Origin of the sequence: Sphaerisporangium rufum (assembly GCF_016863395.1) — a bacterium.
Classification (GTDB): Bacteria; Actinomycetota; Actinomycetes; order Streptosporangiales; family Streptosporangiaceae; genus Sphaerisporangium; species Sphaerisporangium rufum.
The window spans coordinates 53177-75531 of sequence record NZ_BOOU01000002.1 but is presented as its reverse complement, the minus strand read 5'-3'; the positions used below and the strand labels follow the sequence as shown (position 1 = coordinate 75531).

General features: G+C 72.8%; 21 protein-coding genes. 8 read left to right on the top strand and 13 right to left on the bottom strand.

Translation table 11 applies throughout. The annotated features are described in order from the left end of the window. The first annotated feature begins 27 nt into the window (after positions 1 to 27). Positions 28 to 1779, top strand: a complete 1752-nt coding sequence (gene treZ / locus Sru01_RS00910; RefSeq protein WP_203981866.1) for a malto-oligosyltrehalose trehalohydrolase — start codon at positions 28 to 30, stop codon at positions 1777 to 1779. A gap of 11 nt (positions 1780 to 1790) precedes the next feature. Here treZ and Sru01_RS00905 read toward each other — a convergent pair whose 3' ends face one another. The 3 genes from Sru01_RS00905 to Sru01_RS00895 form a co-directional block, all read right to left on the bottom strand. Then, entirely contained in the window at positions 1791 to 1952 is a 162-nt protein-coding gene (locus tag Sru01_RS00905; protein WP_203981865.1) for a hypothetical protein, read from the bottom strand. A 28-nt stretch (positions 1953 to 1980) separates the two neighbouring features. Next, positions 1981 to 2505, bottom strand: a complete 525-nt coding sequence (locus Sru01_RS00900) for an RNA polymerase sigma factor (protein ID WP_203981864.1) — start codon at positions 2503 to 2505, stop codon at positions 1981 to 1983. Between the two features lie 298 nt (positions 2506 to 2803). Then, complete coding sequence (locus Sru01_RS00895) at positions 2804 to 3760, bottom strand: MerR family transcriptional regulator (RefSeq protein WP_203981863.1); 957 nt, start codon at positions 3758 to 3760, stop codon at positions 2804 to 2806. 165 nt (positions 3761 to 3925) lie between these two features. Here Sru01_RS00895 and Sru01_RS00890 point away from each other — a divergent pair, with 165 nt between their 5' ends. Together Sru01_RS00890 and Sru01_RS00885 are read left to right on the top strand one after the other, a co-directional pair. Next, complete coding sequence (locus tag Sru01_RS00890) at positions 3926 to 5215, top strand: cryptochrome/photolyase family protein (protein WP_203981862.1); 1290 nt, start codon at positions 3926 to 3928, stop codon at positions 5213 to 5215. Further along, positions 5216 to 5515 (top strand): MTH1187 family thiamine-binding protein, encoded by a 300-nt coding sequence (locus Sru01_RS00885; protein WP_203981861.1) that lies wholly within the window; start codon positions 5216 to 5218, stop codon positions 5513 to 5515. A gap of 6 nt (positions 5516 to 5521) precedes the next feature. On the opposite strand, the gene Sru01_RS00880 is transcribed toward Sru01_RS00885, so the two are convergent. Genes Sru01_RS00880 through Sru01_RS00870 form a run of 3 tightly spaced genes read right to left on the bottom strand, consistent with a single transcriptional unit; the run spans position 5522 to position 8221 of the window. After that, the gene (locus Sru01_RS00880; RefSeq protein ID WP_203981860.1) at positions 5522 to 6439 is read right to left on the bottom strand and encodes an ABC transporter permease; all 918 of its coding nucleotides are present in this window, start codon (positions 6437 to 6439) and stop codon (positions 5522 to 5524) included. Beyond that, the gene (locus Sru01_RS00875) at positions 6436 to 7401 is read right to left on the bottom strand and encodes an ABC transporter ATP-binding protein (RefSeq protein WP_203981859.1); all 966 of its coding nucleotides are present in this window, start codon (positions 7399 to 7401) and stop codon (positions 6436 to 6438) included. The genes Sru01_RS00880 and Sru01_RS00875 overlap by 4 nt, the downstream gene beginning before the upstream one ends. A gap of 1 nt (position 7402) precedes the next feature. After that, a complete protein-coding gene (locus Sru01_RS00870; protein ID WP_203981858.1) occupies positions 7403 to 8221 on the bottom strand; it encodes an ABC transporter permease in 819 nt (272 codons plus the stop codon). A 66-nt stretch (positions 8222 to 8287) separates the two neighbouring features. Here Sru01_RS00870 and Sru01_RS00865 point away from each other — a divergent pair, with 66 nt between their 5' ends. Continuing rightward, positions 8288 to 9187 carry a winged helix-turn-helix transcriptional regulator gene (locus tag Sru01_RS00865; protein ID WP_203981857.1) on the top strand — a complete coding sequence of 300 codons (900 nt, stop codon included), beginning with the start codon at positions 8288 to 8290 and terminating at the stop codon, positions 9185 to 9187. An 18-nt stretch (positions 9188 to 9205) separates the two neighbouring features. Here the strand turns inward: Sru01_RS00865 and Sru01_RS00860 are convergent, their stop codons facing one another. Then, a complete protein-coding gene (locus tag Sru01_RS00860) occupies positions 9206 to 9976 on the bottom strand; it encodes an SAM-dependent methyltransferase (protein ID WP_203981856.1) in 771 nt (256 codons plus the stop codon). Positions 9977 to 10189: 213 nt separating this feature from the next. On the opposite strand from Sru01_RS00860, the gene pgm reads away from it, so the two are divergent. Then, on the top strand, positions 10190 to 11830 hold the full coding sequence (pgm, locus tag Sru01_RS00855; protein ID WP_203981855.1) for a phosphoglucomutase (alpha-D-glucose-1,6-bisphosphate-dependent): 1641 nt from the start codon (positions 10190 to 10192) through the stop codon (positions 11828 to 11830). 16 nt (positions 11831 to 11846) lie between these two features. On the opposite strand, the gene Sru01_RS00850 is transcribed toward pgm, so the two are convergent. The 6 genes from Sru01_RS00850 to Sru01_RS00825 form a co-directional block, all read right to left on the bottom strand. Further along, the gene (locus tag Sru01_RS00850; protein ID WP_203981854.1) at positions 11847 to 12524 is read right to left on the bottom strand and encodes a uracil-DNA glycosylase; all 678 of its coding nucleotides are present in this window, start codon (positions 12522 to 12524) and stop codon (positions 11847 to 11849) included. Positions 12525 to 12563: 39 nt separating this feature from the next. Beyond that, positions 12564 to 13211 carry a hypothetical protein gene (locus Sru01_RS00845; protein ID WP_203981853.1) on the bottom strand — a complete coding sequence of 216 codons (648 nt, stop codon included), beginning with the start codon at positions 13209 to 13211 and terminating at the stop codon, positions 12564 to 12566. Positions 13212 to 13301: 90 nt separating this feature from the next. Next, complete coding sequence (locus Sru01_RS00840) at positions 13302 to 14198, bottom strand: carbohydrate ABC transporter permease (RefSeq protein WP_203981852.1); 897 nt, start codon at positions 14196 to 14198, stop codon at positions 13302 to 13304. Then, positions 14195 to 15577, bottom strand: coding sequence for an ABC transporter permease (locus Sru01_RS00835; protein ID WP_203981876.1), 1383 nt, complete (start codon positions 15575 to 15577; stop codon positions 14195 to 14197). Before Sru01_RS00835 ends, Sru01_RS00840 begins: the two co-directional genes overlap by 4 nt. Before the next feature lie 290 nt (positions 15578 to 15867). Then, positions 15868 to 17196 carry an ABC transporter substrate-binding protein gene (locus Sru01_RS00830; RefSeq protein WP_203981851.1) on the bottom strand — a complete coding sequence of 443 codons (1329 nt, stop codon included), beginning with the start codon at positions 17194 to 17196 and terminating at the stop codon, positions 15868 to 15870. A gap of 164 nt (positions 17197 to 17360) precedes the next feature. After that, positions 17361 to 18620 (bottom strand): ABC transporter substrate-binding protein, encoded by a 1260-nt coding sequence (locus Sru01_RS00825; RefSeq protein WP_203981850.1) that lies wholly within the window; start codon positions 18618 to 18620, stop codon positions 17361 to 17363. Positions 18621 to 18752: 132 nt separating this feature from the next. On the opposite strand from Sru01_RS00825, the gene Sru01_RS00820 reads away from it, so the two are divergent. The 3 genes from Sru01_RS00820 to Sru01_RS00810 are packed head-to-tail and all read left to right on the top strand — an operon-like array spanning position 18753 to position 22331. After that, entirely contained in the window at positions 18753 to 19259 is a 507-nt protein-coding gene (locus Sru01_RS00820) for a PadR family transcriptional regulator (protein ID WP_203981849.1), read from the top strand. Between the two features lie 42 nt (positions 19260 to 19301). Beyond that, complete coding sequence (locus Sru01_RS00815; RefSeq protein ID WP_239136670.1) at positions 19302 to 20060, top strand: ABC transporter ATP-binding protein; 759 nt, start codon at positions 19302 to 19304, stop codon at positions 20058 to 20060. A gap of 6 nt (positions 20061 to 20066) precedes the next feature. After that, a complete protein-coding gene (locus tag Sru01_RS00810; protein ID WP_203981848.1) occupies positions 20067 to 22331 on the top strand; it encodes an FtsX-like permease family protein in 2265 nt (754 codons plus the stop codon). The last annotated feature ends 24 nt before the right edge of the window (positions 22332 to 22355 follow it).

The window sequence follows — 22355 nt, the reverse complement described above, 5'->3', positions numbered from 1 at the left end:
GGCCGCCGCGCGAGCTGGGGAGGGACATTGTTCGAGGTCTGGGCGCCGGCGGCCGGTCGCGTCGAGGTGGAGATCGGCGGCACCGAGCGGCACGAGATGGCCGCCCGCGGGGACGGCTGGTGGACGGCCGAGGTGCCCGGTGCCGGCCACGGCACCGACTACGCCTTCCGGCTGGACGGCGGGGACCCGCTGCCCGACCCGCGGACCCGCCGGCAGCCGGAGGGCATCTTCGGGCCGAGCCGGGTGTACGACCATGGCGAGTTCCGCTGGAGTGACCAGGCCTGGCGGGGCCGGGCCCTGCCGGGGGCGGTGATCTACGAGCTGCACGTCGCCACGTTCACCACCGAGGGCACCTTCGACGCGGCGGCGGCCCGGATCCCGCACCTGGTGGAGCTGGGCGTCGACCTGGTCGAGCTGCTGCCGGTGCCGCCGGTGCCCGGCCGGTACAACTGGGGGTACGACGGCGTCGACCTGTACGCGGTGCACGAGGAGTACGGCGGCCCGGACGGCCTCAAGCGGTTCGTGGACGCCTGCCACCGGGCCGGGATCGGCGTGCTGCTGGACGTGGTCTACAACCACCTGGGGCCGTCGGGGAACTTCCTGGCGCCCTTCGGGCCGTACTTCAACGAGTCGGCGGCGTCCTTCTGGGGGCAGGCGGTCAACCTGGACGGGCCGGGGTCGGACGAGGTGCGCCGCTACTTCATCGACAACGCCGTGCAGTGGCTGCGCGACTATCACATGGACGGGCTGCGCCTGGACGCCGTGCACGCGCTGGTCGACAGCCGAGCCCTGCACTTCCTGGAGGAGCTGGCGATCGAGGTGGACGGGCTGGCCGCCGCGGTCGGCCGGCCGCTGACGCTGATCGCCGAGTCCGACATGAACAACCCCCGGCTGGTCACCCCGCGCGAGGCCGGTGGTCACGGGCTGGCCGCCACCTGGGACGACGACGTGCATCACGCGCTGCACTCGGCGATCACCGGCGAGCGGCACGGCTACTACTGCGACTTCGGGTCGATGGCCGCGCTGGCCAAGGTGCTCACCTCTGCCTACCTGCACGACGGCACCTACTCGACCTTCCGCGGGCGGGTGCACGGCCGCCCGGTGGACCGGCTGCGCACGCCCGGATACCGCTTCGTGGCCTGCCTGCAGAACCACGACCAGATCGGCAACCGCGCGATGGGCGACCGGCTGCCGGCCGAGGCGCTGCGGCTGGGCGCCGGCCTGCTGCTGACCTCGCCGTTCACCCCGATGCTGTTCATGGGGGAGGAGTGGGGGGCGAGCAGCCCGTTCCAGTTCTTCACCGACCACGTGGAGCCGCATCTGAAGCAGGGCGAGAGCGAGCGGCGGGAGCGGGAGTTCCTCGGCCACGGCTACGACGACTGGGGCGCGATGGCGCCCGACCCGTCGGACGAGGCGACCTTCCACCGCTCCAAGCTGAACTGGGACGAGCGGTCGGCGCCGGGGCACGCGGACCTGCTCGGCTGGTACCGCGACCTGATCGCGCTGCGCCGGGCGTGCCCGGAGCTCGCCGACCCGCGGCTGGACCGGGTGGTCACCGAGGTGAGCGAGCAGGACCGGTGGATCATCGTGCACCGGGGGACGCTGCGGGTGGCGGCCAACCTGGGCGAGGCGACCGTGACGGTGCCGCTGGCATCCGGCACGGTGCCGCCGGCCCCGGGTACGGTGCTGCTGGCCTCGGATCCGAAGATCTCGCTGGCCGGGGCGGATCTCACTCTGCCGCCCCGCTCGCTGGCCGTCGTCCGTCCGGGAACCACCTGACCGGGCCGCCGTCAGGCGGGCGGCGCGGCGGGGGTGCCCCAGGCGCTCCGCCGGGCCGCCCGGCGGGTGCCGCCCGCGGTCGGCCAGGCCACCAGGGGCGTCACCGGAGGGCCGGTCGCCGGGCTCTCCGGTTCGGGGACCGGGTGACCGTCGGGGGCGAGTGGCCCGGTCATATGGCGGTCGTGCCCTGGCGGCGCGCGGTCACGCCGCGAGAGGGGACAGCACGGCCGACAGCCGGTGCAGGCCGCGGGAGGTACGGGCCTTGACGGTGCCCAGCGGCACGTCGAGCCGTTCGGCGATCTCGCGCTGGGTCAGGTCCGACCAGTAGGCGAGCTCGATGGCCTCGCGCTGGGCGTCCGGCAGCACGGCGAGCGCCCGCTCGATCTGGTCGCGCCGCCCGACCGCCTCGGCGGTGTCGCGGCCGTCCTCGTCGCCGGGCTCGGACACGCTCTCCAGCGGGACGGTGGTGAGCGTGCGCGCCCGCAGGTGATCGATGGCGCGCTTACGGGTGATCCCGAGCAGCCAGGCCTCCAGGCTGCGGGCCGGGTCGTACCGCGCGCGGGAGCGCCACACCTCGGCGAAGACCACCTGCCGCACGTCCTCGACGTCCTGCGCCGGGACCAGTTTGCGCAGGTAGGACGCGATCAACCCCGCGTGGGTGCGAAGGCACTCGGCCAGCGCGGCGTCGTCGCCGCTCGCCAGCCGGGCGCCCAGGGTTTCCGTCATAGGACCCTCCTCGGGTCAGAAACTTATTCAAAACCTATTCGTAGCTGCCCTGGGCGGCGTGGCGCAACCCATCCCGGGTCAAATCGGTGTCATGGATTTCGCGCCGGAGATCGCCGGGCGGCCGGTCACCGGCCCTGGACGGGTGGCCGGCCCGGCGCGGATCCCCGCAGGGCACGCAGGTTCGCGTCGCCCGGCGGGCACCCGGCCGGTGCGGCGCGGCGGCCGGCCATGGATGCCGCCCGGCCGGCGGCGCGGGCCCGGCGATCGGGCACCTGGCCGTCGCGATACGCGGCGGCCGCTAGTGGAGGCCGGCCAGCACCTGGGTGACGGCGTCGGGCAGCGAGACGGCCCGGGTCACGCCCGCGGGCAGCGGGACGTCCCACCAGCCGGGCCCGCCGACGATGATCCGGCTCGCCGGGCGCAGCACCGGCAACCGGCCCAGCGGGGCCGGATCACCGGTCTCCTCCAGCTGGGACCATACGAAGACCGCCACCGGGCCGAGCCGGCGCATCGCGTCACCCAGCGCGGCGTAGGGGGTGCGCGGCCCGAGCACCCGGGTCTCCAGGGCGTGCGAGCCGGTCAGCGTGGCGGCCAGCGCGTACAGCGGCAGGCTGTGCTGGTCGTCCGCGGCACAGGCCAGCAGCACTGGGCGGGGATGGGCGGGGACCGGCGGGCGCCCGGCGCGCTCGCTCAGCGCGCTGAGCAGCCGCTCGGAGAACAGGTGCTCGATCTCCACGCCCGCGCCGGTCGTCTCCTGCCGCCGGACGATGGTGTCGAAGACCGGCAGCACCAGGTGCCGCCAGGTCCACGGCACGCCGTGCTCGGCCAGCGCGGCCGCGAGACCGGCCACCACCGCGGCGCCGTCCAGGTTGACCGCGGCCCGGGCCAGCGCCGCGGCGGTCGGTACCCTGGGATGGGCCGGCGCCGCGGGCGGGGTGACCTCCACCGGCACCAGGCGGGTGCCCGCCGGTCGGCCGGGCGGCGCGACCCGGGTGCCGAGCGCCGCCTGCGCCGCCTCGGCCGGCGGCAGGCCCGCCTTGATCAGCCGGTTCATCTCCTCCAGCCGCCGCAGGTCCAGCGCGCCGTACCGGCGGTGCCCGCCGGGGCTGCGATGGCTAGGTCCGATGCCGTAGCGGAGATTCCAGGTGCGCAGGGTGGGCGCGGGCACGCCGAGCCGCCGGGCGACCGCGCCGATGCCGTAACTCGGCCCGTCGTCCCCCGGCTCGCCGGCCTCGCCGGCGGTCTGCTCGTCCATGCGCATCGTCCAGTGCTCCGCGGCGGAGTCACCCGCCGAGGTAAAAGGGTGCCAGGCGACGGCCGGTTCCCGAGCCGTTCCCCTGCTTTCGGTCACACCCTGGTATTCGAGACCGGGGCCCGTCCGGACGCAACCGGCGGCCCGCTCGCCACCGAATTCAGGAACGTGGACACGATCATCGTGCTGCTCAACCGGGACCTGCGGGTGCACGACCATCCGGCGCTGGCCGAGGCGTGCGCCCGCGCGCGCACGGTGGTGCCGCTGTTCGTCGCCGACCCCGGCATCCGAGGCCGGCACCGGGACGTGTTCCTGGCCGAGTCGCTGGACGACCTGCGCTCCTCGCTGCGCGATCTCGGCGGCGACCTGGTGGTGCGGCGCGGTGACCCGGTGGCCGAGGCGGTCCGGCTGGCCACCGAGCTGCCCGCGGCGGCGATCTGGGCGTCGGCCGACGTGAGCCGGTACGCCCGGCGCCGCGAGCGGCGGCTCGGCGAGGCCTGCCGGGAGCACCGGCTGGACTTCCGGCTCTTCCCGGGCGTCACCGTGGTGCCGCCGGGTGATCTCACCCCCGCCGCCGGTGATCACTACCGGGTGTTCACCCCCTACTGGCGGGCCTGGACGGCCGAACCGCACCGCCGGGTGCTGGCCGCGCCCCGGGTGGTCCGGCTGCCCGCCGGGCTCGACCCCGGGGAGGTGCCCGCCGCCCGCCGCCGGCCGGCCGGCGGGCTACGCGGCGGCGAGAGCGTGGCGCGCCGGCGGCTGGAGCTGTGGGTGAAGCTCTGCCTGGCCGACTACGCCGAAGGCCACGACGAGCTGGCCGAGGACCAGACCTCCATGCTGAGCCCGTACCTGCGGTTCGGCTGCGTGTCCCCCTCGGAGGTGGTCGCCCGGGCGAGCGGGCACCCCGGCGCGGACGCCTTCGTCCGGCAGCTGTGCTGGCGCGACTTCTTCCACCAGGTCGCGATGGCCTTCCCCGAGCTGCCCCGGCGCGACTACCGGCCACGCCAGGTGGAGTGGAACGACGATCCGGACGCCGCGCAGGCCTGGCGCGAGGGCATGACCGGCGTGCCGATCGTGGACGCCGGCATGCGGCAACTGCTCGCCGAGGGATGGATGCACAACCGCGCCCGCATGATCGTGGGCTCCTTCCTGACCAAGAGGCTGCGGGTGCACTGGCGGGTCGGCGGGGAGCACTTCGCCGAGCTGCTGCTGGACGGTGACGTGGCCAACAACTGGGGGAACTGGCAGTGGGTCGCCGGCACCGGCAACGACACCCGGCCCAACCGGATGCTCAACCCGCTGCGCCAGGCGCACCGCTTCGACCCCGGTGGCGAGTACGTGCGGCGGTACGTCCCCGAGCTGGCCGGCCTGCCCGCCGGGCTGGTCCACCAGCCGTGGAAGGCGTCCCCCAAGGTGGCCGGCTACCCGGCGCCGCTCGTCGCCCTGGACAATGGGTGAATGATCGTAGCTTTCTCGGTGACCCCGCTGGGCGTGGGCGAGGGCGTGTCGGAGCCGGTGGCCAGGGCGGTGCGGGTGGTGCGCGACAGCGGGCTGCCCAACAGCACCGACGCGATGTTCACCACGGTCGAGGGCGAGTGGGACGAGGTGATGGACGTCGTGCGGCGGGCCGTCGAGGCGGTGGCCGAGGTGGCACCCCGGGTGAGCCTGGTGCTCAAGGCCGACGTGCGCGCTGGGGTGACCGGCGCGATGACCGGCAAGGTCGACTCCCTGGAGCGCCACCTCGGCCCGCCGGCCTGACCCGGCTCAGAACAGCCGCAGCCGGCCGGTACGCTGCGCGTTCGCCTCGCCGAGCCGCAGCGCCAGCACGGCCGCGGCGAAGAGCAGCGCCGACAGGCCGGCCAGCGCGGCCAGCTCCGGGGCCAGCTCGCCGGCGGTCTGCCCGGACAGCAGCGCGCCGCGCACCACGACCAGGCTGCCGGTCAGCGGCAGCACCGAGCCGGCCGCCCGGATCCACCCCGGCAGCGCGAACAGCGGCAGCCGCACTCCGGCGGCGAACCACATCGGGTCGTCCAGCAGCGTGTAGAGGAACGCCGAGTCCCGGGAGAAGATCAGCACGCTGTTGAGGAACGCCCCCCAGGCGATGGCGGGCACCAGCAGGGCGAGGAACACCACCGCGTACATCGCCGGATGGGCGACATGGACCACGTCGAGCACGGTGAACGCGGCGATCATGAAGCAGGTGAACAGCCAGGCGTTCTGCACCAGCGCGCCGAAGCCGTTGGCCACCACGATCACCAGGCGGTCGGCCGGGGAAAGGAACAGCAGTTCCAGCGTTCCGGTGACGCGCTCGAACGAGAAGTGCCAGGCCGACTGCACCAGCGAGAAGAAGAAGGTGAAGCCGAGCGTGCCGGTGGCGAGGAAGGCCAGCAGCAGCCCGGGGTCGGCGGCGAGCGGCCAGCGCTCGGCGATGCCGGGGGTGGCGGCCAGCGGGCGGACGGTGTAGTAGGTGGCCGCCAGCTGCATCACCGGCCAGATCAGCATGGAGAAGACCACCAGCTTGCTGCCGAAGGACCGGCGGTGCTGCTTGAGGGCCTCGGCCGCGAACACCCGGCCCGCGTGCCGCAGCGCCTGACCGGCGGGCCGCCGGGTCCGGCGGCCCGCTGCCGCCCGCCGCGGCGTGGCCCGGTACAGCAGCTTCTCGTGCGGCCGCAGCGTGATCACGCGCTCACCATCCCGGCCCGGTCGTTGAGCGCCAGGATCGCGTCCTCCAGCGTCGGCTCGGCGACCTCCAGGCCGGCGAGCGTGCCGCCGGCGCCGACCACGGCCATGGCGAGCGGGCCGGCGATCTCCCCGGGGTGGCTCAGCGAGGCGACCAGCGAGCCGTCCGCCGCCCGGTCCAGCACGGCCGCGGCGCCGAGATCGGCGGCCAGCGACTCCACCGCGGCGGCCACCTCCGGCCCGGCGCCGGTCACGGTGACCCGGACGGACCGGTGGCAGCCGGCCCGCGCGGTCAGCTCGGCCGGGCTGCCGGCGGTGAGGTGATGCCCGCCGGCGATCACGTACACGTGCTGGCACAGCTCCTCCACCTCGGCGAGGTAGTGCGAGGTGAGCAGCACGCCGGTGCCCTCGGCGGCCAGCCGGGCGACCACCCGGCGCAGGTCGCGGGCGATCGGCGCGTCCAGGCCGAGGGTCGGCTCGTCCAGCAGCAGGTAGGCCGGATCGTTGATCAGGCCGCGTGCGATGGACAGCCGCTGCGTCATTCCGCGCGAGTACCGCTCCACCCTGGTGTCGGCGGCGGCCGACAGCCCGACCAGCTCCAGCAGCTCGGCCACCCGGGGGCGCAGCACGGCGCCCGGCACGTCGTAGAGCCGGCCGAAGTACCACAGGTTCTCCCGGCCGGTCATCCGCGCGTACACCATGCGCTCGCCGCCCGCGATGAGGTTGATCCGGCGCCGCACCGCCCCGGCGTCGCGCAGCGGGTCCAGGTCGTCCACCAGCACCGTGCCGGCCGTCGGCCGCAGCAGGGTGGCGAGGATCTTGATGGTGGTGGTCTTGCCCGCGCCGTTCAGCCCGAGCAGTCCGGTCACCCGGCCGCGGGGGATCTCCAGGGTGAGCCCGGCGACCGCGGTCGTGGTCGCGCGGCGGGTGCGGAACTCCTTGCGCAGCCCGACGGTCCTGATCATGTCAGTGATTCCTCTCCATGGAGTGCCGCTCGGCGCGCGGCAGGTAGGCCAGGCCGGCCGCGGTGTAGGCGAGGCCGAGCAGCACCGCCACCGCCGCCCGGCCGGGCGGGACGCCGGCGCCGGTGGTGAACACCCCGCGGATCACGTCCATCGCGGCGGTGGTCGGCACCAGCTCGCCGAGCCACTGCAGGACCACCGGCAGGTCCTGCCGCGGGAAGGTGAAGCCGGACAGCAGGGCGATGGCGAAGAACACGGTGTTCTGGGTGATGTGCGCCTCACCGGCAGTGATCATGACGCCGCCGAGCACCACCGACATGCCGAACACCGCCACGCCCAACGTGAGCACCGCGAGCGCCGCCTGCGACGCGCCCATGGCGGCCGGCCGGGCGCCGAGCGCGAGCGCGCAGCCGAGCAGCACGGCCACCTCCAGCGCGATGGCGGTGAAGGCGAAACCGGCGAAGCCCAGCAGGTAGGGTAGCCGGCGGGCCGGCGCCAGCAGCAGCGCGCCGAGCGTGCCGGCCCGCTGCTCCTCGATCAGCGCCTTGCCCACCCACAGCACCCCGTGCGTGGTGAACATGAAAGCCGCGGCCCCCACGGTGATGTAGCCGAGGTAGTCCGCCGATCCGGTGGCGGCGGTGAAGCCGGCGGCCACCTGCCCGCCGCCGATCGCCTGCAGGCCGAGATGGGCCAGCCCGACGGTGAACACCCCGAGCATCAGGGTGCCGATGAAGTAGGACCAGGGATAGGCGCGGCGGGTCACCCGCCAGGTGCGCCGGAACGTCGCCCAGCCCACTTGGACCGGGAAGGACAGCACGGACACGATATTAGTCTCCTTTAGGAACTTATGAGTTTCTATCAGAGACCGAGGAGGGCGTAAAGTGGCGGCATGGCCAGGGAACCACGTGAGCAGGACCTGGCCTGTGCGATCGCACAGGCCGCGGCGGTCATCGGCGACTGGTGGAGTCTGCTGATCGTCCGCGAGGTGACCCGCGGGCACCACCGCTTCGAAGAACTGCTGGCCGAGCTCGGCATCTCCCGCAAGGTGCTCACCGAGCGGCTCCGGCACCTGGTGGAGCACGGCGTGCTGGCCCGGCGGCCCTACCAGACCGGGCCCACCCGGCACGAGTACCTGCTGACCGGACGGGGCCGGGCGCTGGCGCCGGTGCTGATCTCCATGCAGGACTGGGCGGACCGCTGGCTGCTGGCCGACGGCTCGCTCACCGGGACCGCCGCGCCGGACGGCCGGGAGGCGGCGCGGGTCCACGCGCTGGCGGGCGCCGCGATCCCCGGCCCGCTGCCGCTGCCGGCCGTACTGCCGCCGCGGGCGGAACCGGGAGAGGTGGACGTGGTGGCCCCGGCCGGGGCTACAGTGATCTTCACCTACCCGGCCACCGGGCGGCCCGGCCCGCTGCCGCCCGACTGGGACCAGGTGCCCGGCGCGGCGGGGTGCACTCTGGAGAACCGGCTGTTCCGCGACATCGCGCCGGAACTCGCCGCCGCCGGCGTCACCGTGCACGGGATCAGCACCCAGCGCCCCGACGAGCAGCGCGCGTTCGCCCTGGCCGAGGGCGTAACCTTCCCGCTGCTGTCGGACGCGGAGTCGGCGCTGGCCGCCGCGCTCCGGCTGCCGACCTTCCGGACCGGCCAGACGACCCGGCTGAAGCGGCTGATCCTGGTCGCCGATCCGGCCCGGACCGTCCGGCTGGTGATCTACCCGGTGCTCGACATCCCGGCGGCGGTCGCCGAGGCGCGGGCGGTGGCGGCGCGCGTCGCGGCCGGCGGGTGAGCCGCTCCCGCCGGGGGATCAGGGCTTGCGGCCGACGGATCCCCAGCCGAGGGCCGCGAACCGCCGCACCAGGTAGGCGGGCATGAACTGCTCGTCCTCGATCAGTTCGAAGTCGCCGAACAGCGCGCGGATCTCCGGGATCGTGCGCGGCACCACCGGAGTGCCGCTGCGCGAGTAGATGTCGCGCAGCCGGTCGGTCAGCTCGCCGTCCCCCTCGTCCCTGGTCAGGTGGCTGATCACCAGGTGGCCGCCCGGCGCCATCAACTCGCGCAGCCGGGCCACGGCATCGTAAGGGTCGGGGACGAAGTGCAGCATCGCCACCATCAGCACGGCGACCGGCCGGTCCCAGTCGATGAGCCCGGTCTCGTCGATCCTGGCGTACAGGTCGCCCGGATCACGCAGGTCGGCCTCGACCATCGCCACCGTGTTCGCGTCGGCCAGCAGCGCCCGGCCGTGCACGCAGACGATCGGGTCGTTGTCGACGTACACCACCCGCGCCGACCGGTCCACCGCGTGCGCGACCTCGTGCACGTTGTTCTGCGTCGGCAGGCCCGCCCCGATGTCGACGAACTGCCGGACGCCGGCCTCGGCGGCCAGGTGGCGGACCGCGTTGACCAGGAACTCGCGGTTGAGGCGGACGCCGTCCCGTGCCTGCGGGCAGACCCGGAGGATCTGCGCGGCCGCCTCCCGATCGGCGGCGAAGTTGTCCTTGCCGCCGAGCATGAAGTCGTAGATGCGGGCCGAGTTGGGGGTGCGGACGTCCAGCCCGTGCGGGGAATCTGCGCGCACCGCGTCCTCCTCGAGCTCCACCGGGTCAGGTAGCCGTCATGGTAGCGAAACCGGCCGGGCTACCGGGGAGGAATGTCGCTATCGTGACGGCCGCCGGACATGTCGGGACGCGCCGTGGATACCATCCACCTGGTGGTAGGAGCCGGGATGAACGGGACGTCCCGGGGGTAGGTGGCATCCTGTCCGGAACCCGTACGGGACGAGGAGTTTCTCATGGTGCACGAGCGCGCCGGCCGGCCGGCCCAGACGTCCGACCTGGTTGATGTGCCCCGCCTCGTGACGGCGTACTACGCGCGGCACCCCGATCCGCAGCGGCCCGGCGAGCGGGTCGCCTTCGGCACCTCCGGCCACCGCGGATCGTCGCTGACGACCGCGTTCAACGAGGAGCACATCCTGGCCACCAGCCAGGCCATCTGCGAGTACCGGGCCCGGCAGGGCACCGACGGCCCGCTGTTCCTCGGCGCCGACACCCACGCGCTGTCCGAGCCGGCCCGGGTCTCGGCGCTGGAGGTCTTCGCCGCCAACGAGGTGACCGTCCTGATCGACGAGCGCGACGGCTTCACCCCGACGCCGGCGGTGTCCCACGCGATCCTCACCCACAACCAGGGGCGCGGCACCGGACTGGCCGACGGCGTGGTCGTCACGCCCTCCCACAACCCGCCCGGCGACGGCGGCTACAAGTACAACCCGCCGAACGGCGGACCGGCCGACACCGACGCCACCTCCTGGATCCAGGAGCGCGCCAACGCGCTGATCGCCGGCGGGCTGAAGGAGGTCCGGCGGATCCCCTACGAGCGGGCGCTGGCCGCCGCCACCACCGGGCGATACGACTTCCTCGGCCGGTACGTGGCCGACCTGCCCGCCGTGCTCGACCTGGACGCCGTCCGGGCGGCCGGCGTGCGGATCGGCGCCGACCCGCTGGGCGGGGCCAGCGTGGCCTACTGGGGGGAGATCGCCGAACGGCACCGGCTGGACCTGACCGTGGTCAACCCCGAGGTGGACCCCACCTGGCGCTTCATGACGCTCGACTGGGACGGCAAGATCCGCATGGACTGCTCGTCGCCGTACGCGATGGCCTCGCTGATCGCCGGCCGGTCCGCCTATCAGGTGTCGACCGGCAACGACGCCGACGCCGACCGGCACGGCATCGTGACCCCGGACGCCGGGCTGATGAACCCCAACCACTACCTGGCCGTGGCGATCTCCTACCTGTGGGGGCACCGGCCCGGCTGGCCGGCCGGTGCCCGGGTCGGCAAGACCATGGTCAGCAGCGGCATGATCGACCGAGTGGCCGCCGACCTCGGGCGCGAGCTCTACGAGGTGCCGGTCGGCTTCAAGTGGTTCGTCGGCGGGCTGCTGGACGGGTCGCTCGGCTTCGGCGGCGAGGAGAGCGCGGGCGCGTCGTTCCTGCGGCGCGACGGCTCGGTGTGGACCACCGACAAGGACGGCATCATCCTCGCGCTGCTGGCCGCCGAGATCATCGCGGTCACCGGGCGGTCGCCGAGCGAGCACTACGCCGAACTCACCGCCCGGTTCGGCGACCCGGCCTACGCCCGGGTGGACGCCCCGGCCACCCGGGAGCAGAAGGCGGCGCTCGGCAGGCTGTCGGCTGAGGACGTCACGGCCGGCACGCTGGCCGGCGCGCCGGTGACGGCCGTGCAGACCGCGGCGCCGGGCAACGGCGCCGCGCTCGGCGGGATCAAGGTCGCCACGGCCGACGCCTGGTTCGCCGCCCGCCCGTCCGGCACCGAGGACGTGTACAAGATCTACGCCGAGTCGTTCCAGGGCCCCGACCACCTCGCGCGGGTGCAGGAGGAGGCCCGGGCCCTGGTCGACGGCGTGCTCGGCGGCTGACGGCGGCCGGGCCGGGTCAGGGAAGCTTCCACTCCACGGGCGCGGCGCCCTGCTGTTCCAGCAGCTGGTTCGCCCGGCTGAACGGACGGCTGCCGAAGAAGCCGTTGCGCGCCGACAGCGGGCTCGGATGCGCGGACTCCACGCAGGGGACGTGGCCGAGCATCGGCTTCAGCGAGCGGGCGTCGCGGCCCCACAGGATGGCGACCAGCGGGGTGTTCCGCGCGACCAGCGCGTGGATCGCCTGCTCGGTCACCTGCTCCCAGCCCTTGCCGCGGTGCGAGGCCGGCTTGCCGGGGGCGACGGTGAGCACCCGGTTGAGCAGCAGGACGCCCTGCTCGGTCCACGGCGTCAGGTCGCCGCCCGCCGGCGCGGGGTGGCCGAGGTCGGCGGTGTACTCCTTGAAGATGTTGACCAGGCTGCCGGGGATAGGGCGCACGTCCGGCGCGACCGAGAAGCTCAGGCCGACCGGGTGACCGGGGGTGGGGTAGGGATCCTGCCCCACGATGAGCACCCGCACCTGGTCGAAGGGCTGCTGGAAGGCCCGCAGGACGTTGGGGCCGGCGGGGAGGTACTGCCGACCCTCGGCGATCTCCTGCCTGAGGAAGTCGCCGAGCGCGGCGACGCGCTCGGCGACGGGTTCCAGGGCGGCGGCCCAGCCGGGCTCGACGACCTCGTTCAATGGACGTCCGGTCATGCCGGGATCTTAGCCGTGACCTACGACAGGGGAGGCCCGCTAGTTGAGCCCGAAGTGGGCGAGCAGCACGTCCACCTTCCCGGTCACCGAGGACACCTCGGTGCGCAGCCCGCCCACCTCGGTGCGCAGCTCACCGACCTCGGTGCGCAGCTCACCGACCTCGGTGCGCAGCTCGCCGACCTCGCCGCGGACCTCGTCCAGCTCGGTCTTGGTGGCCATGGTGGCCCTGATCTCGCCCATCTCGGTACGCAGGTCGCCGATCTCGGTGCGCACGTCGCCGATCTCGGTGCGGACCTGGGCGAGCTCGACCCGGGTGGCCATGGTGTTCTTGATCTCACCCACCTCGACCCGGACCTGGTCGAGCTCGGCCCTGGTGGCCAGGGTGGCCATCTCGGTCTTCATCGCCGCGACGTCGTCGTGCAATGTGATGAAGCGGGCGCGGAAGTCGTTGACTCCGGCCTCCACCGAGAGCATCCGGGTGCACAGCTCCGTGCTCTGCTTGAGCAGGTCGTCGTGGCTGTCCTTCAGATGGGCCAGATCACTCGCGATGCCTCTGAGGTAGTACCGATGCTCGCTGCTCTCGATGGTGAGGCGGTGCATCTTCTCCGCGGTCGCCACGGCGAACGCGCGCAGATCGTCGACCTCCCGGTGGGAGGCGACGCGGGGGGACGGCTCGTTCTCGAACATGCCGGTAATCGTATCGCTACCCAACGTGATCGCGAGCGTTTTCCGGGTGCCCGCCTGCCCCCGCGAGGCGAGCACCCGGATCGGCGTCCGCTACTTGACCGAACCGGCCAGCAGGCCCTGGACGAAGTAGCGCTGGAACGAGAAGAACAGCACCAGGGGGATGATCAGCGACAGGAACGCGCCGGGCGCGAGGATGTCGATGTTCGTCCCGAACTGCCGCATCTGTGACTGCAGTGCCTTGGTCATCGGCTGGTTGGCCGAGTCGGCGTAGACCAGTGCGACCAGCAGGTCGTTCCACACCCAGAGGAACTGGAAGATGCCGAGGGAGGCGACCGCCGGCTTGGCCAGCGGGAACACCACCGTCGCGAAGATCTTCCACTCCGCGGCGCCGTCCATCCGCGCCGCCTCCAGCAGTTCCTTCGGGATGCCGGCGAAGAAGTTGCGCAGCAGGAAGATGGCGAACGGCAGGCCGAACGCCACGTGGAACAGCACGACGCCGGGGATCGAGCCGAAGATCCCGAGGAAGCCGTACAGCTTGGCGATGGGGATCAGCGCGATCTGGATCGGCACCACCAGCAGGGCGATCACCACCAGGAACAGCGCGTCCCGGCCGGGGAACTCCATCCAGGCGAACGCGTAACCGGCCATCGCCGCGATGCCGATGACCAGGATGGTGGCCGGCACCGTGATCGCCACGGTGTTCCAGAAGGAGCTGGTGAACCCGCTCGCCAGCAGGTCGGCGTAGTTCTGGAAGGTGAGCTGCGCCGGCTTGGTGAAGAAGGTCCACCAGCCGCTGGAGTTGTTGGCGGTGTCGTCGCGCAGCGACACCACCAGCAGGCCGAGGGTGGGCAGCAGCCAGAACAGCGCCAGGACGATCAGGACGACCTGCACCAGGCCGCCGCCGAGCTTGTCGATCACCCGGGAGAGCGCCCCACGGCGGACCGCGCCCGCCTGGCCGCCCGTGCCGGGCGCGGTGATGGTCGTCATGCCTGATCCCTTCGGAACCGCCGGATGTTGAGGGCCATGAACGGCAGCACCAGCACGAGCAGGAAGATCGCGAGCGCGCTGCCCAGGCCCTGGTTGCCGCCGCCGCCGAAGGACACGCGCCACATCTCCAGCGCGATCACGTTGGCGTTCGGCTGCACGGATCCGGGAGCGATCACGAAGACCAGGTCGAAGACCTTCAGCGTATTGATGATCATGGTGACCAGGACGACCAGCAGCACCGGCGACAGCAGCGGGATGGTGATCCGGCGGAACACCTGCCACTCCGTGGCGCCGTCGATGCGGGCCGCCTCCAGCGCGTCGCGCGGGATGGCCGACAGGCCCGCCGCGATCAGCACCATCGCGAATCCGGCCCACACCCAGATGAACGCGCCGATGATGGCCGGCGTGATGAGGGTCGGGCCGAGCCAGGTGAGCCCGCCGAACGGCTGCGCGAAGTTGTCCTGCGGCAACCGCACCTGGTAGGTGCCGGCGGGCAGCCCGCTGAAGCGGAAGGTGCCGTCGGCGGCGGTCGTGGTGGTGGCCTTCACGGCTCCGCCGGACACCGCCTCGACGGTGACCTCCGGCATGCCCTTCTCGCTGCCGTCGATCTGGTTGACCTGGCCGCCGCCGCCCTGGGTGAAGTCGAGCCAGACCGTGCCGGCCAGCTCGCCGGGCGCGCCGGTGGCGGGCTTGGCGGTCGCCGCGCCCTCCGGCATGTCGGCGGGCTTCATGCCGACCAGCGGGATGAGCACCTGGCCGCCCGGCTGGGCGCCCTGCCTGGTGACGACCGCGCCGTTCTCCACGGCCACCGGGGCCTGGTCGTTCTCCCGGGGGCGGGCGCCGGGATAGCCGCTGCTCTTGGCGAACACGTCGTGCACCGAGGTGATGACCGCGTTCGCCACGCCCTTGTCGGGGTCCTGCTCGTAGACGAGCCGGAAGATGACGCCGGAGGCGAGCAGCGACACCGCCATGGGCATGAAGACGATCAGCTTGAACGCGGTGGCCCAGCGGATCCGCTCGGTCAGCACCGCGAAGAGCAGGCCGAGCGCGGTCACCAGGCTGGGGGCGATGACCACCCAGATCAGGTTGTTCCTGATCGTGGTGAGCATGCCCGCGTCGCTGAAGATGGCGCCGTAGTTGGCCAGCCCGACGAACCCGTCGCCGTTGGCGTCGAACATGCTGCGCCAGATGGAGTAGATGATCGGGTAGACCACCCAGGCACCGAGTAGGACGAACGCCGGCAGCAGGAAGAAGACGGCCACCTTGGGGGAGGGGCCGAGGTTGCCCGAGCCTCCGTAGGACACCTTCCCGGCGGCCGGGCCGCCGGTCGGCACCGACGGGGGCGCGCTGCTGGTGGTGCCGTCCTCGCCGGTGGCCACGTCGGCCAGTGCGGGATGCGTTCGCGTGGCGGCGTCCCCGCCGCCGGTGGCCTGCTCGCCGGCGACCTCGCCGGCGCTCGCCGGCGTGTCCTTGGCCGGCGCGCCCTCGGTCGCGTCCCCGGCGGGGGCCGCCCCGCCGGCGTCGCCGGTGGCCGGGGCGGCGGTGCCGGCCGGGCCGGCCGTCGTCTCGGTGGTCTCGTCCGGACCGGGGGAGCCCCCGCGGGCGACGACGTCGTCGTCGCCGCGGGGGGTGCGCCGGCCGCCCAACCTTTCGGTCACGGCCCTCGCCCCTACTTCTTCCAGGCCTTGGCGGCGTCGGCCTCGAGCTTCTCCTGGGTGCCCTTGATGTCCTTGGGGTCGCGCAGGAAGTCCTGGAGGCGCTTCCACTCGCCCTTGCCGTCGGTGCCGCCGAAGGCGCTCGGCGCCAGGTCCGACATGTCGTACCGCACGGCCTCGCCGGCGGAGATGATGGTCTGGGCGAGCTGCTTGGTCAGGTCATCGGGGTAGTTGTCCGGGGAGACGTTGCGGTTCGGCGAGAGGTAGCCGGGGAGCTTGGCCCACACCGAGCCGCCCTCGGCCGAGGCGAGGTACTCCAGCAGCGCCATGGCGCCCTTGTTGTCCTTCAGCGCGACCGCGATGTCGCCGCCCAGCACGACCGGTGCGGTGTCGCCGGCCTTGGGGAACGGCATGATCTTGGCGTCCTCGCCGACCTTGGCGCCGGACTGGACCGCCGAGGAGGCGACGAAGTCGCCCTCGCTGACCATGGCGGCCTTCTTCTGGCCGTAGACCTGGGTGGCGCAGGTCGGGAAGTCGGTCTGCAGGGCGCCGGAGGCGCCGCCCAGCATGAACTCCTTCTTGCCGAAGATCTGCGCGAGCTTCTCCAGGGCGGTGGTGACCGAGGGGTCGGTCCACGGGATCTCGTGCTTGGAGAGCTTGTCGTAGTTCTCCGGCCCGGCGGTGGACAGGTAGACGTTCTCGAACAGGTCGGTGAGCGTCCAGCCGGAGGCCCCGCACAGCGCGAACGGCGCGGTGCCGGAGTCGGCGAGCGTCTGCGCGGTCTTGCCGATCAGCTCGTCCCAGGTGGTGGCGGGCTGGGCGCCGGCGTCCTCGAAGGCGGGGGCGCGGTACCAGATGAGCGACTTGTGCGCCGCCTTGACCATCACGCCGTAGACCTGGCCGCCGGCCGAGCCGAGGCTCTTCCAGTACGGGGTGTAGTTCTGGTCGATCTGGGTCTGGACCTCGGCGGTGAGGGGCTTGAGCGCCTTCTGGTCGGCGTACTGCTGCACCAGGCCGGGCTGCGGCAGGATCGCCACGTCCGGCGGGCTGCCGCCCTGGATGCGCGGGCCGAGGTAGGCGCCGGTGTCCTCACCGGTGGAGGCGTAGGTGACCTTGGCGCCGGTCTTCTGCTCGAAGGCCGTCAGCACCTTCTGGAAGTTCTCCTGCTCCTCGCCGGTCCACTTGGCCGCCACCTCCACGGTGGTGCCCTCCAGGGACTTGGCGGCGGCGGGGGCGCTGCTGCCGCCGGCCGAGGGGGCGGCATCGGTGGACTGGCCGCCGCTGCCACAGGCCGCGGCCGCGAGCATGAGCCCGGCGACCGTCGCAGTCGTCCTGACACGCATGGTTATGCCTCCTGAAGTTCGGAGAAGGTATGTCGATTTGTAAGGGAACGGCCAGATGTGTCGCGAATGGGATGAAACGACGGAATGGCCGGATCAATGGATGGCGTAGGTGTTCGATGAAGCGGGATGAAGGGTGAACAGGCCGGAGGGATCGCCCCCGGTGGCTATGGAGTGCGAATGATCTCGCTGAGCTGCTGCTTGAGGGTGGCGATGGTGTCCTCGCCCGGTTCTCGGAAGTTGAGCGCGTCGGAGACGGCGCTGGAGATCATCAGGCTGACCTGGTCGTACTTCGGGGTGACCGGCCGAGGCCGGGCGGACATGATGCTCTCTTTGAGAACGGGGAGGTATGGATACCGCTTGATGAGGTCGGGATCGTCGTACAACTCCGACCACACCGGCGGGAAGGATCCGTCGGTCAGCACGCGGCGCTCGTTGGCGAGCCCGGTGAAGTAACGGATGAACTCCAGGGCGGACTTCTGGTGCCGGGAGTACGCGCTGATCGCCAGGTTCAGACCGCCGAGCGAGCTCGACCCCGGGCCGTCGCGACCGGGGAGCCGCGTCACCGCGAACTTCCCGGCCACGGCGGACCGCGTCGCCGGACCGTAGGCGGGCGGCCAGTTGCGGGCGAACAGCAGCTTCCCCTGCTGGAAGGCCAGCCGCGACTCCTCCTCCTTGTAGGAGAGCGCGTCCTGGGGGATCCAGCCCTGCCGCAGCCCGCCGACCAGGAAGTCCAGCCCGGTGGTGGCGGTGTGCAGGTCCAGGGTGACCTTGGTGCCGTCCGGGCTGAGGATCTGGCCGCCGGCCGACTGCACGGCCTCGGCGAAGTTGACGGTCAGCCCTTCGTAGGCGAGGAACTGGCCGGCGTAGCCGTCCATCTTGTACTTCTTGCCGAGCCGGACCGCCTGCTCGCGCAGCTCCGCCCAGGTCTTGGGCGGCTTGAGACCTTCGCGGTCGAGGATGTCCTTGCGGTAGTAGAGCAGCCCGGCGTTGCTGGTGTACGGCATCGCGTAGAGCTTGCCCTGGTAGACGGCGGTGTCCACCACCGGCGGCAGCAGCCGGTCCAGCGGGAACATGCTCCGGTCGAGGGGCACGATCCAGCCGGCGCCGGCGAACTCCGCCGTCCACACCACGTCCAGTCCGAGGACGTCGTAACGCTCGCTCTTCGCCTGGAGGTTGGCCACCATCTGGGCGCGCTGCTCGTCGGCGGCCTCGGGCAGTTCAAGGAGCCTGACCCGCTCCTTGGGGTGCCGGTCGTTCCACTCGTCGATCAGCGGCTGCAGGTAGCCGGTGGTGTCCCGGCCGGTGGCGAAGGTCATCGGCCCGGTGCCGTCGATCTCGGCGCCCGGCACGGCCGCGCGCTCGCCGAGGCCCGTGCAGCCGCTGAGCAGCACCGCTGCCAGCAGAGACGGAATCAGGCGGCGCACGTGTCCTCCAGGTGTTGATTGGGTTACATGCGTGTTAGGTAGATGCATGCATGTTATGCATAGCGCTAATGTGGGCGTCAACGGATCATGTAGTAACACTCAGATAACGTGACGCCCGAGGGAGGTCAGAGCGTGCGGCTCCATCTGCTGGCGCTCCTCGCCAAGGAACCTGCCCACGGCTACGAGCTGAAACAGGCCCTCGAGCAGATCTTCGGCACCGCCTACCCGTCCCCCAACATCGGCCAGATCTACGTGACCCTGGGCCGGCTGGAGAAGGACGGCCTGGTCAGCGGGGTGGACGTCGAACAGTCCAACCGCCCGAACAAGAAGGTCTACTACTGCACCGCGGCCGGCCGGGAGGTGCTGGACGAGTGGGTGGACTCCCCGACCGAGGGGCCGCGGGTCCGCGACGAGTTCTTCATGAAGCTGGTGCTCGCCCCGCTCACCGGCATCGCCGACCGGATGGCGCTGATCAACCGCCAGCGCCGGCACTATCTCGCTATCATGCGCGATCTGGTGGATCTCGCTCAGCGGACCGATCACGACAACCGGCCCGCGCAGCTGCTCATCGAAGGTGCGATGCTACATCTTCAGGCGGACCTCGACTGGCTGGAGCGCTGCCAGGAGGAGCTGACCTGAGGACCGCCTCATGGCGCGTACGGGAAGTGGTGGGCGATCGAAGTGACCACGGCGAGCGAGGCCGGTCAGCCGGCGATACGCACGGTCAACCTGGTGAAGATCTACCAGACCGGAGGGCTTCCGGTGCCGGCGGTGCGCGGCGTCGACCTGCGGGTCGAGCCGGGTGAGTTCGTCGCCGTCATGGGGCCGTCGGGGTCCGGCAAGTCCACGCTCGTGCACATGCTCGGCGGCCTGGACACCCGCACCAGCGGGGAGATCTGGGTCGAGGGCCGCCGGGTGGACACCCTGAACGAGAGCGCCTGGGCGGTGCTGCGCCGGCAGCAGATCGGTTTCGTCTTCCAGTTCTTCAACCTGGTCGACAACATGACCGTCGCCGACAACGTCGAGCTGCCCGCGCTGCTGGCCGGCACCACGCCCAGGCACGCGCGCGAGCGGCGCGAGTACCTTCTCGGCGAGCTGGGGCTGGCCGACAAGGCCGACTCCGCGCCCGCCCAGCTGTCCGGCGGCGAGCAGCAGCGGGTGGCCCTGGCCCGGGCGCTGGCCAACCAGCCGCGCGTGCTGCTGGCCGACGAGCCGACCGGCAACCTCGACAGCCGTAACACCCGCGACGTGCTGCGACTGCTCGGCGAGGTGCACCGGCAGGGGCAGACCATCGTGCTGGTCACCCACGACGGCCGGGTCGCCGGTCTGGCCGACCGGGTGGTCACCCTGCTGGACGGCCAGATCGTGGACGACGGCGCCGTCGCCCCCCGGCGCCGGACCCGGGGCGGCGCCGGCGACGTCGTCGAGCTGCGGAGCTGACGGCCGGTGAACGCCGCGGAGCGGCGCTGGATCCGTGCCGACCTGCGGGCGCGGCGGGGGCAGGCGATCCTCACGGTGCTCGCCGTGGCCGGCATCGTCACCGCGCTGATCACCGCGGCGACCCTGCTGGAGGACGGCACCAACCCCTGGCGCGGCCTGTTCGCCCGGGGCAACGGCGCCCACGTGTGGGTGCACACCAAGGACGCCCCTGATCCGGCGCTGCTGCGGTCGCTGGACGGCGTGGCCGACATCGCGGGCCCCTACCGCAGCGCGCCGGCCACCTTCGCGCTGGGCGGCAAGAAGGCCCCGGTGGCCCTGCAGGAGATGTCGCCGGTGCTGCCCGCCGTCGGCCGGCCGATCGTCCGGGACGGGCGCTGGCTGGACGCCGCGGACCCGGCCGGCGTGGTCGTCGAGCGCTCGTTCGCCCGCGCCTCCGGCCTGCGCGCCGGCGGCGCCTTCCCGGTCGTCGGGCTGGACGGCCGCACCCACGCCCTCACCGTCGCGGGGCTGGCCGAGAGCGGCGACCAGGGGTTCTACCCCGAATGGACTCCCGGGCTGGCCTGGATCCTTCCCGGCACCCTGGACCAGGTGGAGCCCAAGATCGCCCGAAGCGAGTCGGTCGTCGGGCTGCGGCTGGCCGACCCCGACGACACCGCGCTGGTCGCGCAGCACGCCATCACCAAGCTGGCCGGCCAGGTCCAGCGGGTGACCACCTGGCGCGAGGTCGAGGCCTCGATGGAGCTGGACAACCGGCTGCTCGGCGTGCTGCTGGCGCTGTTCGGCGTGGCCGGACTGGTGGCCGCGGCGCTGGCCATCGCCAACGCCACCGGCGGGCGGGTGCTCACCCAGCGGCGCGACATCGCCACGCTCAAGTCGCTCGGCTTCACCCGCCGGCAGGTGGCGCGCATGCTGCTCGCCGAGCACGGCGCGCTCGGCCTGGCCGGCATCGTGGCCGGCGTGCTGTGCGGCCGGCTGGTCACCGCGTACGCGCTGGCCGACACCGTCGCGGTGCCGCTGTCGCCGGTGCCGCTGCTGGCCATCGCCTTCGGCGCCGCGGCCATGGTCGTGGTCGCGGTCTGGTTGCCCGCCTGGCGCGGCGGCGGAACGCCGCCGCTGCCGGCCGCCCCGGTGGCCCCGCCGCGCGGCCACCTGTCGCGGCTGGCCCGGCTGGCGCTGCTGGTACGGCTGCCGCCCGCCCTGGTGCTCGGCGCGCGCGACGCCTTCACCCGCCGGCTGCCCGCCTTCCTGACCACGTTCGGGGTGGCCGTCCCGATGATGATGATCACGATCGGGCTGGGCTGCTGGGCGACGCTGGACGCCTTCCAGCGCCACCCCGAGCGGGTCGGCCAGGCGGCGCCGCTGCTGGCCCGCCCGGGCGCGGTGCCGGCCACCTCGGCCGGCCAGGTGGCCCTGGCCGATCCCGACGTGCTGGCCGCCTACCCCGGCAGCGAGGTGGACGCGCTCGTCCCCGGGCAGACGCGCACGGTGCGCGCCCGGGCGCTCGGCAGCGTCACCGACCCCTACCCGTTCAGCGTGGTGGAGGGGCGGCTGTTCCGCGACCGCGGCGAGGCCGTCGCCGGGCAGGGCCTGCTGGACCTGCTGCACGTGCAGGTCGGCGACGTGATCCGGGTGACGGTCGGCGGCACCCCGGTGATCGTCCGGATCGTCGGGCGGGTGCTGGAGCCCGAGCAGGACGGCGAGGTGCTGTCGGTGCCGCTGGACGGGCTGGCCGCCAAGGACGCCCTGCCGCCGCAGTACCACGCGCTGGTGCTGCGGCCCGGTGCCGACCTGGCGGCGGTGCGGACCCGGCTGCAGTCACAGGGGCTGGAGGTGTCCTACGTGGTCAACCCGGCCGACCGGCTGGTGGTGATCCGGGTGATCATCGTGGCGCTGGTGGTGGTGCTGGCACTGATCGGCGCGGCGAACCTGCTGACCGCGAGCGCGGTGGGGCTGCGCGACCACGCGCTGGACCTGGCGGTGCTGAAGGCGATGGGCCTGACCCCGCGCCAGGTGATGGCCACCCTGGTGACCGGGACCGGGCTGCTGGTGGTGCTCGGCGCCGGCGCCGGCGCGGTGGCGGGCGCCCTGCTGTCGTCCGGGCTGATCGACCTGCAGGGCGCGGCGAGCGGCATGGGGGCGGGCATCGGCCGGGCGCCGGCGCCACTGACCCTGCTGCTCGCCGTGCTGACCGCGGTCGGCGCCGCGCTGCTGATCGCGCTGATCCCGGCCCGCCGGGCCGCCCGGGCCCGGATCCCGGTCACCCCGCGCTGAGCGCGCGAGATCCCCCCGGCCGCG

Bases quoted from the DNA above. Each gene is read 5' to 3' on its own strand.
- Sru01_RS00875 (WP_203981859.1), bottom strand. From the start codon at position 7,401: ATGATCAGGACCGTCGGGCTGCGCAAGGAGTTCCGCACCCGCCGCGCG.
- Sru01_RS00905 (WP_203981865.1), bottom strand. From the start codon at position 1,952: ATGACCGGGCCACTCGCCCCCGACGGTCACCCGGTCCCCGAACCGGAG.
- Sru01_RS00885 (WP_203981861.1), top strand. From the start codon at position 5,216: ATGATCGTAGCTTTCTCGGTGACCCCGCTGGGCGTGGGCGAGGGCGTG.
- Sru01_RS00865 (WP_203981857.1), top strand. From the start codon at position 8,288: ATGGCCAGGGAACCACGTGAGCAGGACCTGGCCTGTGCGATCGCACAG.
- Sru01_RS00850 (WP_203981854.1), bottom strand. From the start codon at position 12,524: ATGACCGGACGTCCATTGAACGAGGTCGTCGAGCCCGGCTGGGCCGCC.
- Sru01_RS00830 (WP_203981851.1), bottom strand. From the start codon at position 17,196: ATGCGTGTCAGGACGACTGCGACGGTCGCCGGGCTCATGCTCGCGGCC.
- Sru01_RS00840 (WP_203981852.1), bottom strand. From the start codon at position 14,198: ATGACGACCATCACCGCGCCCGGCACGGGCGGCCAGGCGGGCGCGGTC.
- Sru01_RS00845 (WP_203981853.1), bottom strand. From the start codon at position 13,211: ATGTTCGAGAACGAGCCGTCCCCCCGCGTCGCCTCCCACCGGGAGGTC.
- Sru01_RS00900 (WP_203981864.1), bottom strand. From the start codon at position 2,505: ATGACGGAAACCCTGGGCGCCCGGCTGGCGAGCGGCGACGACGCCGCG.
- pgm (WP_203981855.1), top strand. From the start codon at position 10,190: ATGGTGCACGAGCGCGCCGGCCGGCCGGCCCAGACGTCCGACCTGGTT.
- Sru01_RS00895 (WP_203981863.1), bottom strand. From the start codon at position 3,760: ATGGACGAGCAGACCGCCGGCGAGGCCGGCGAGCCGGGGGACGACGGG.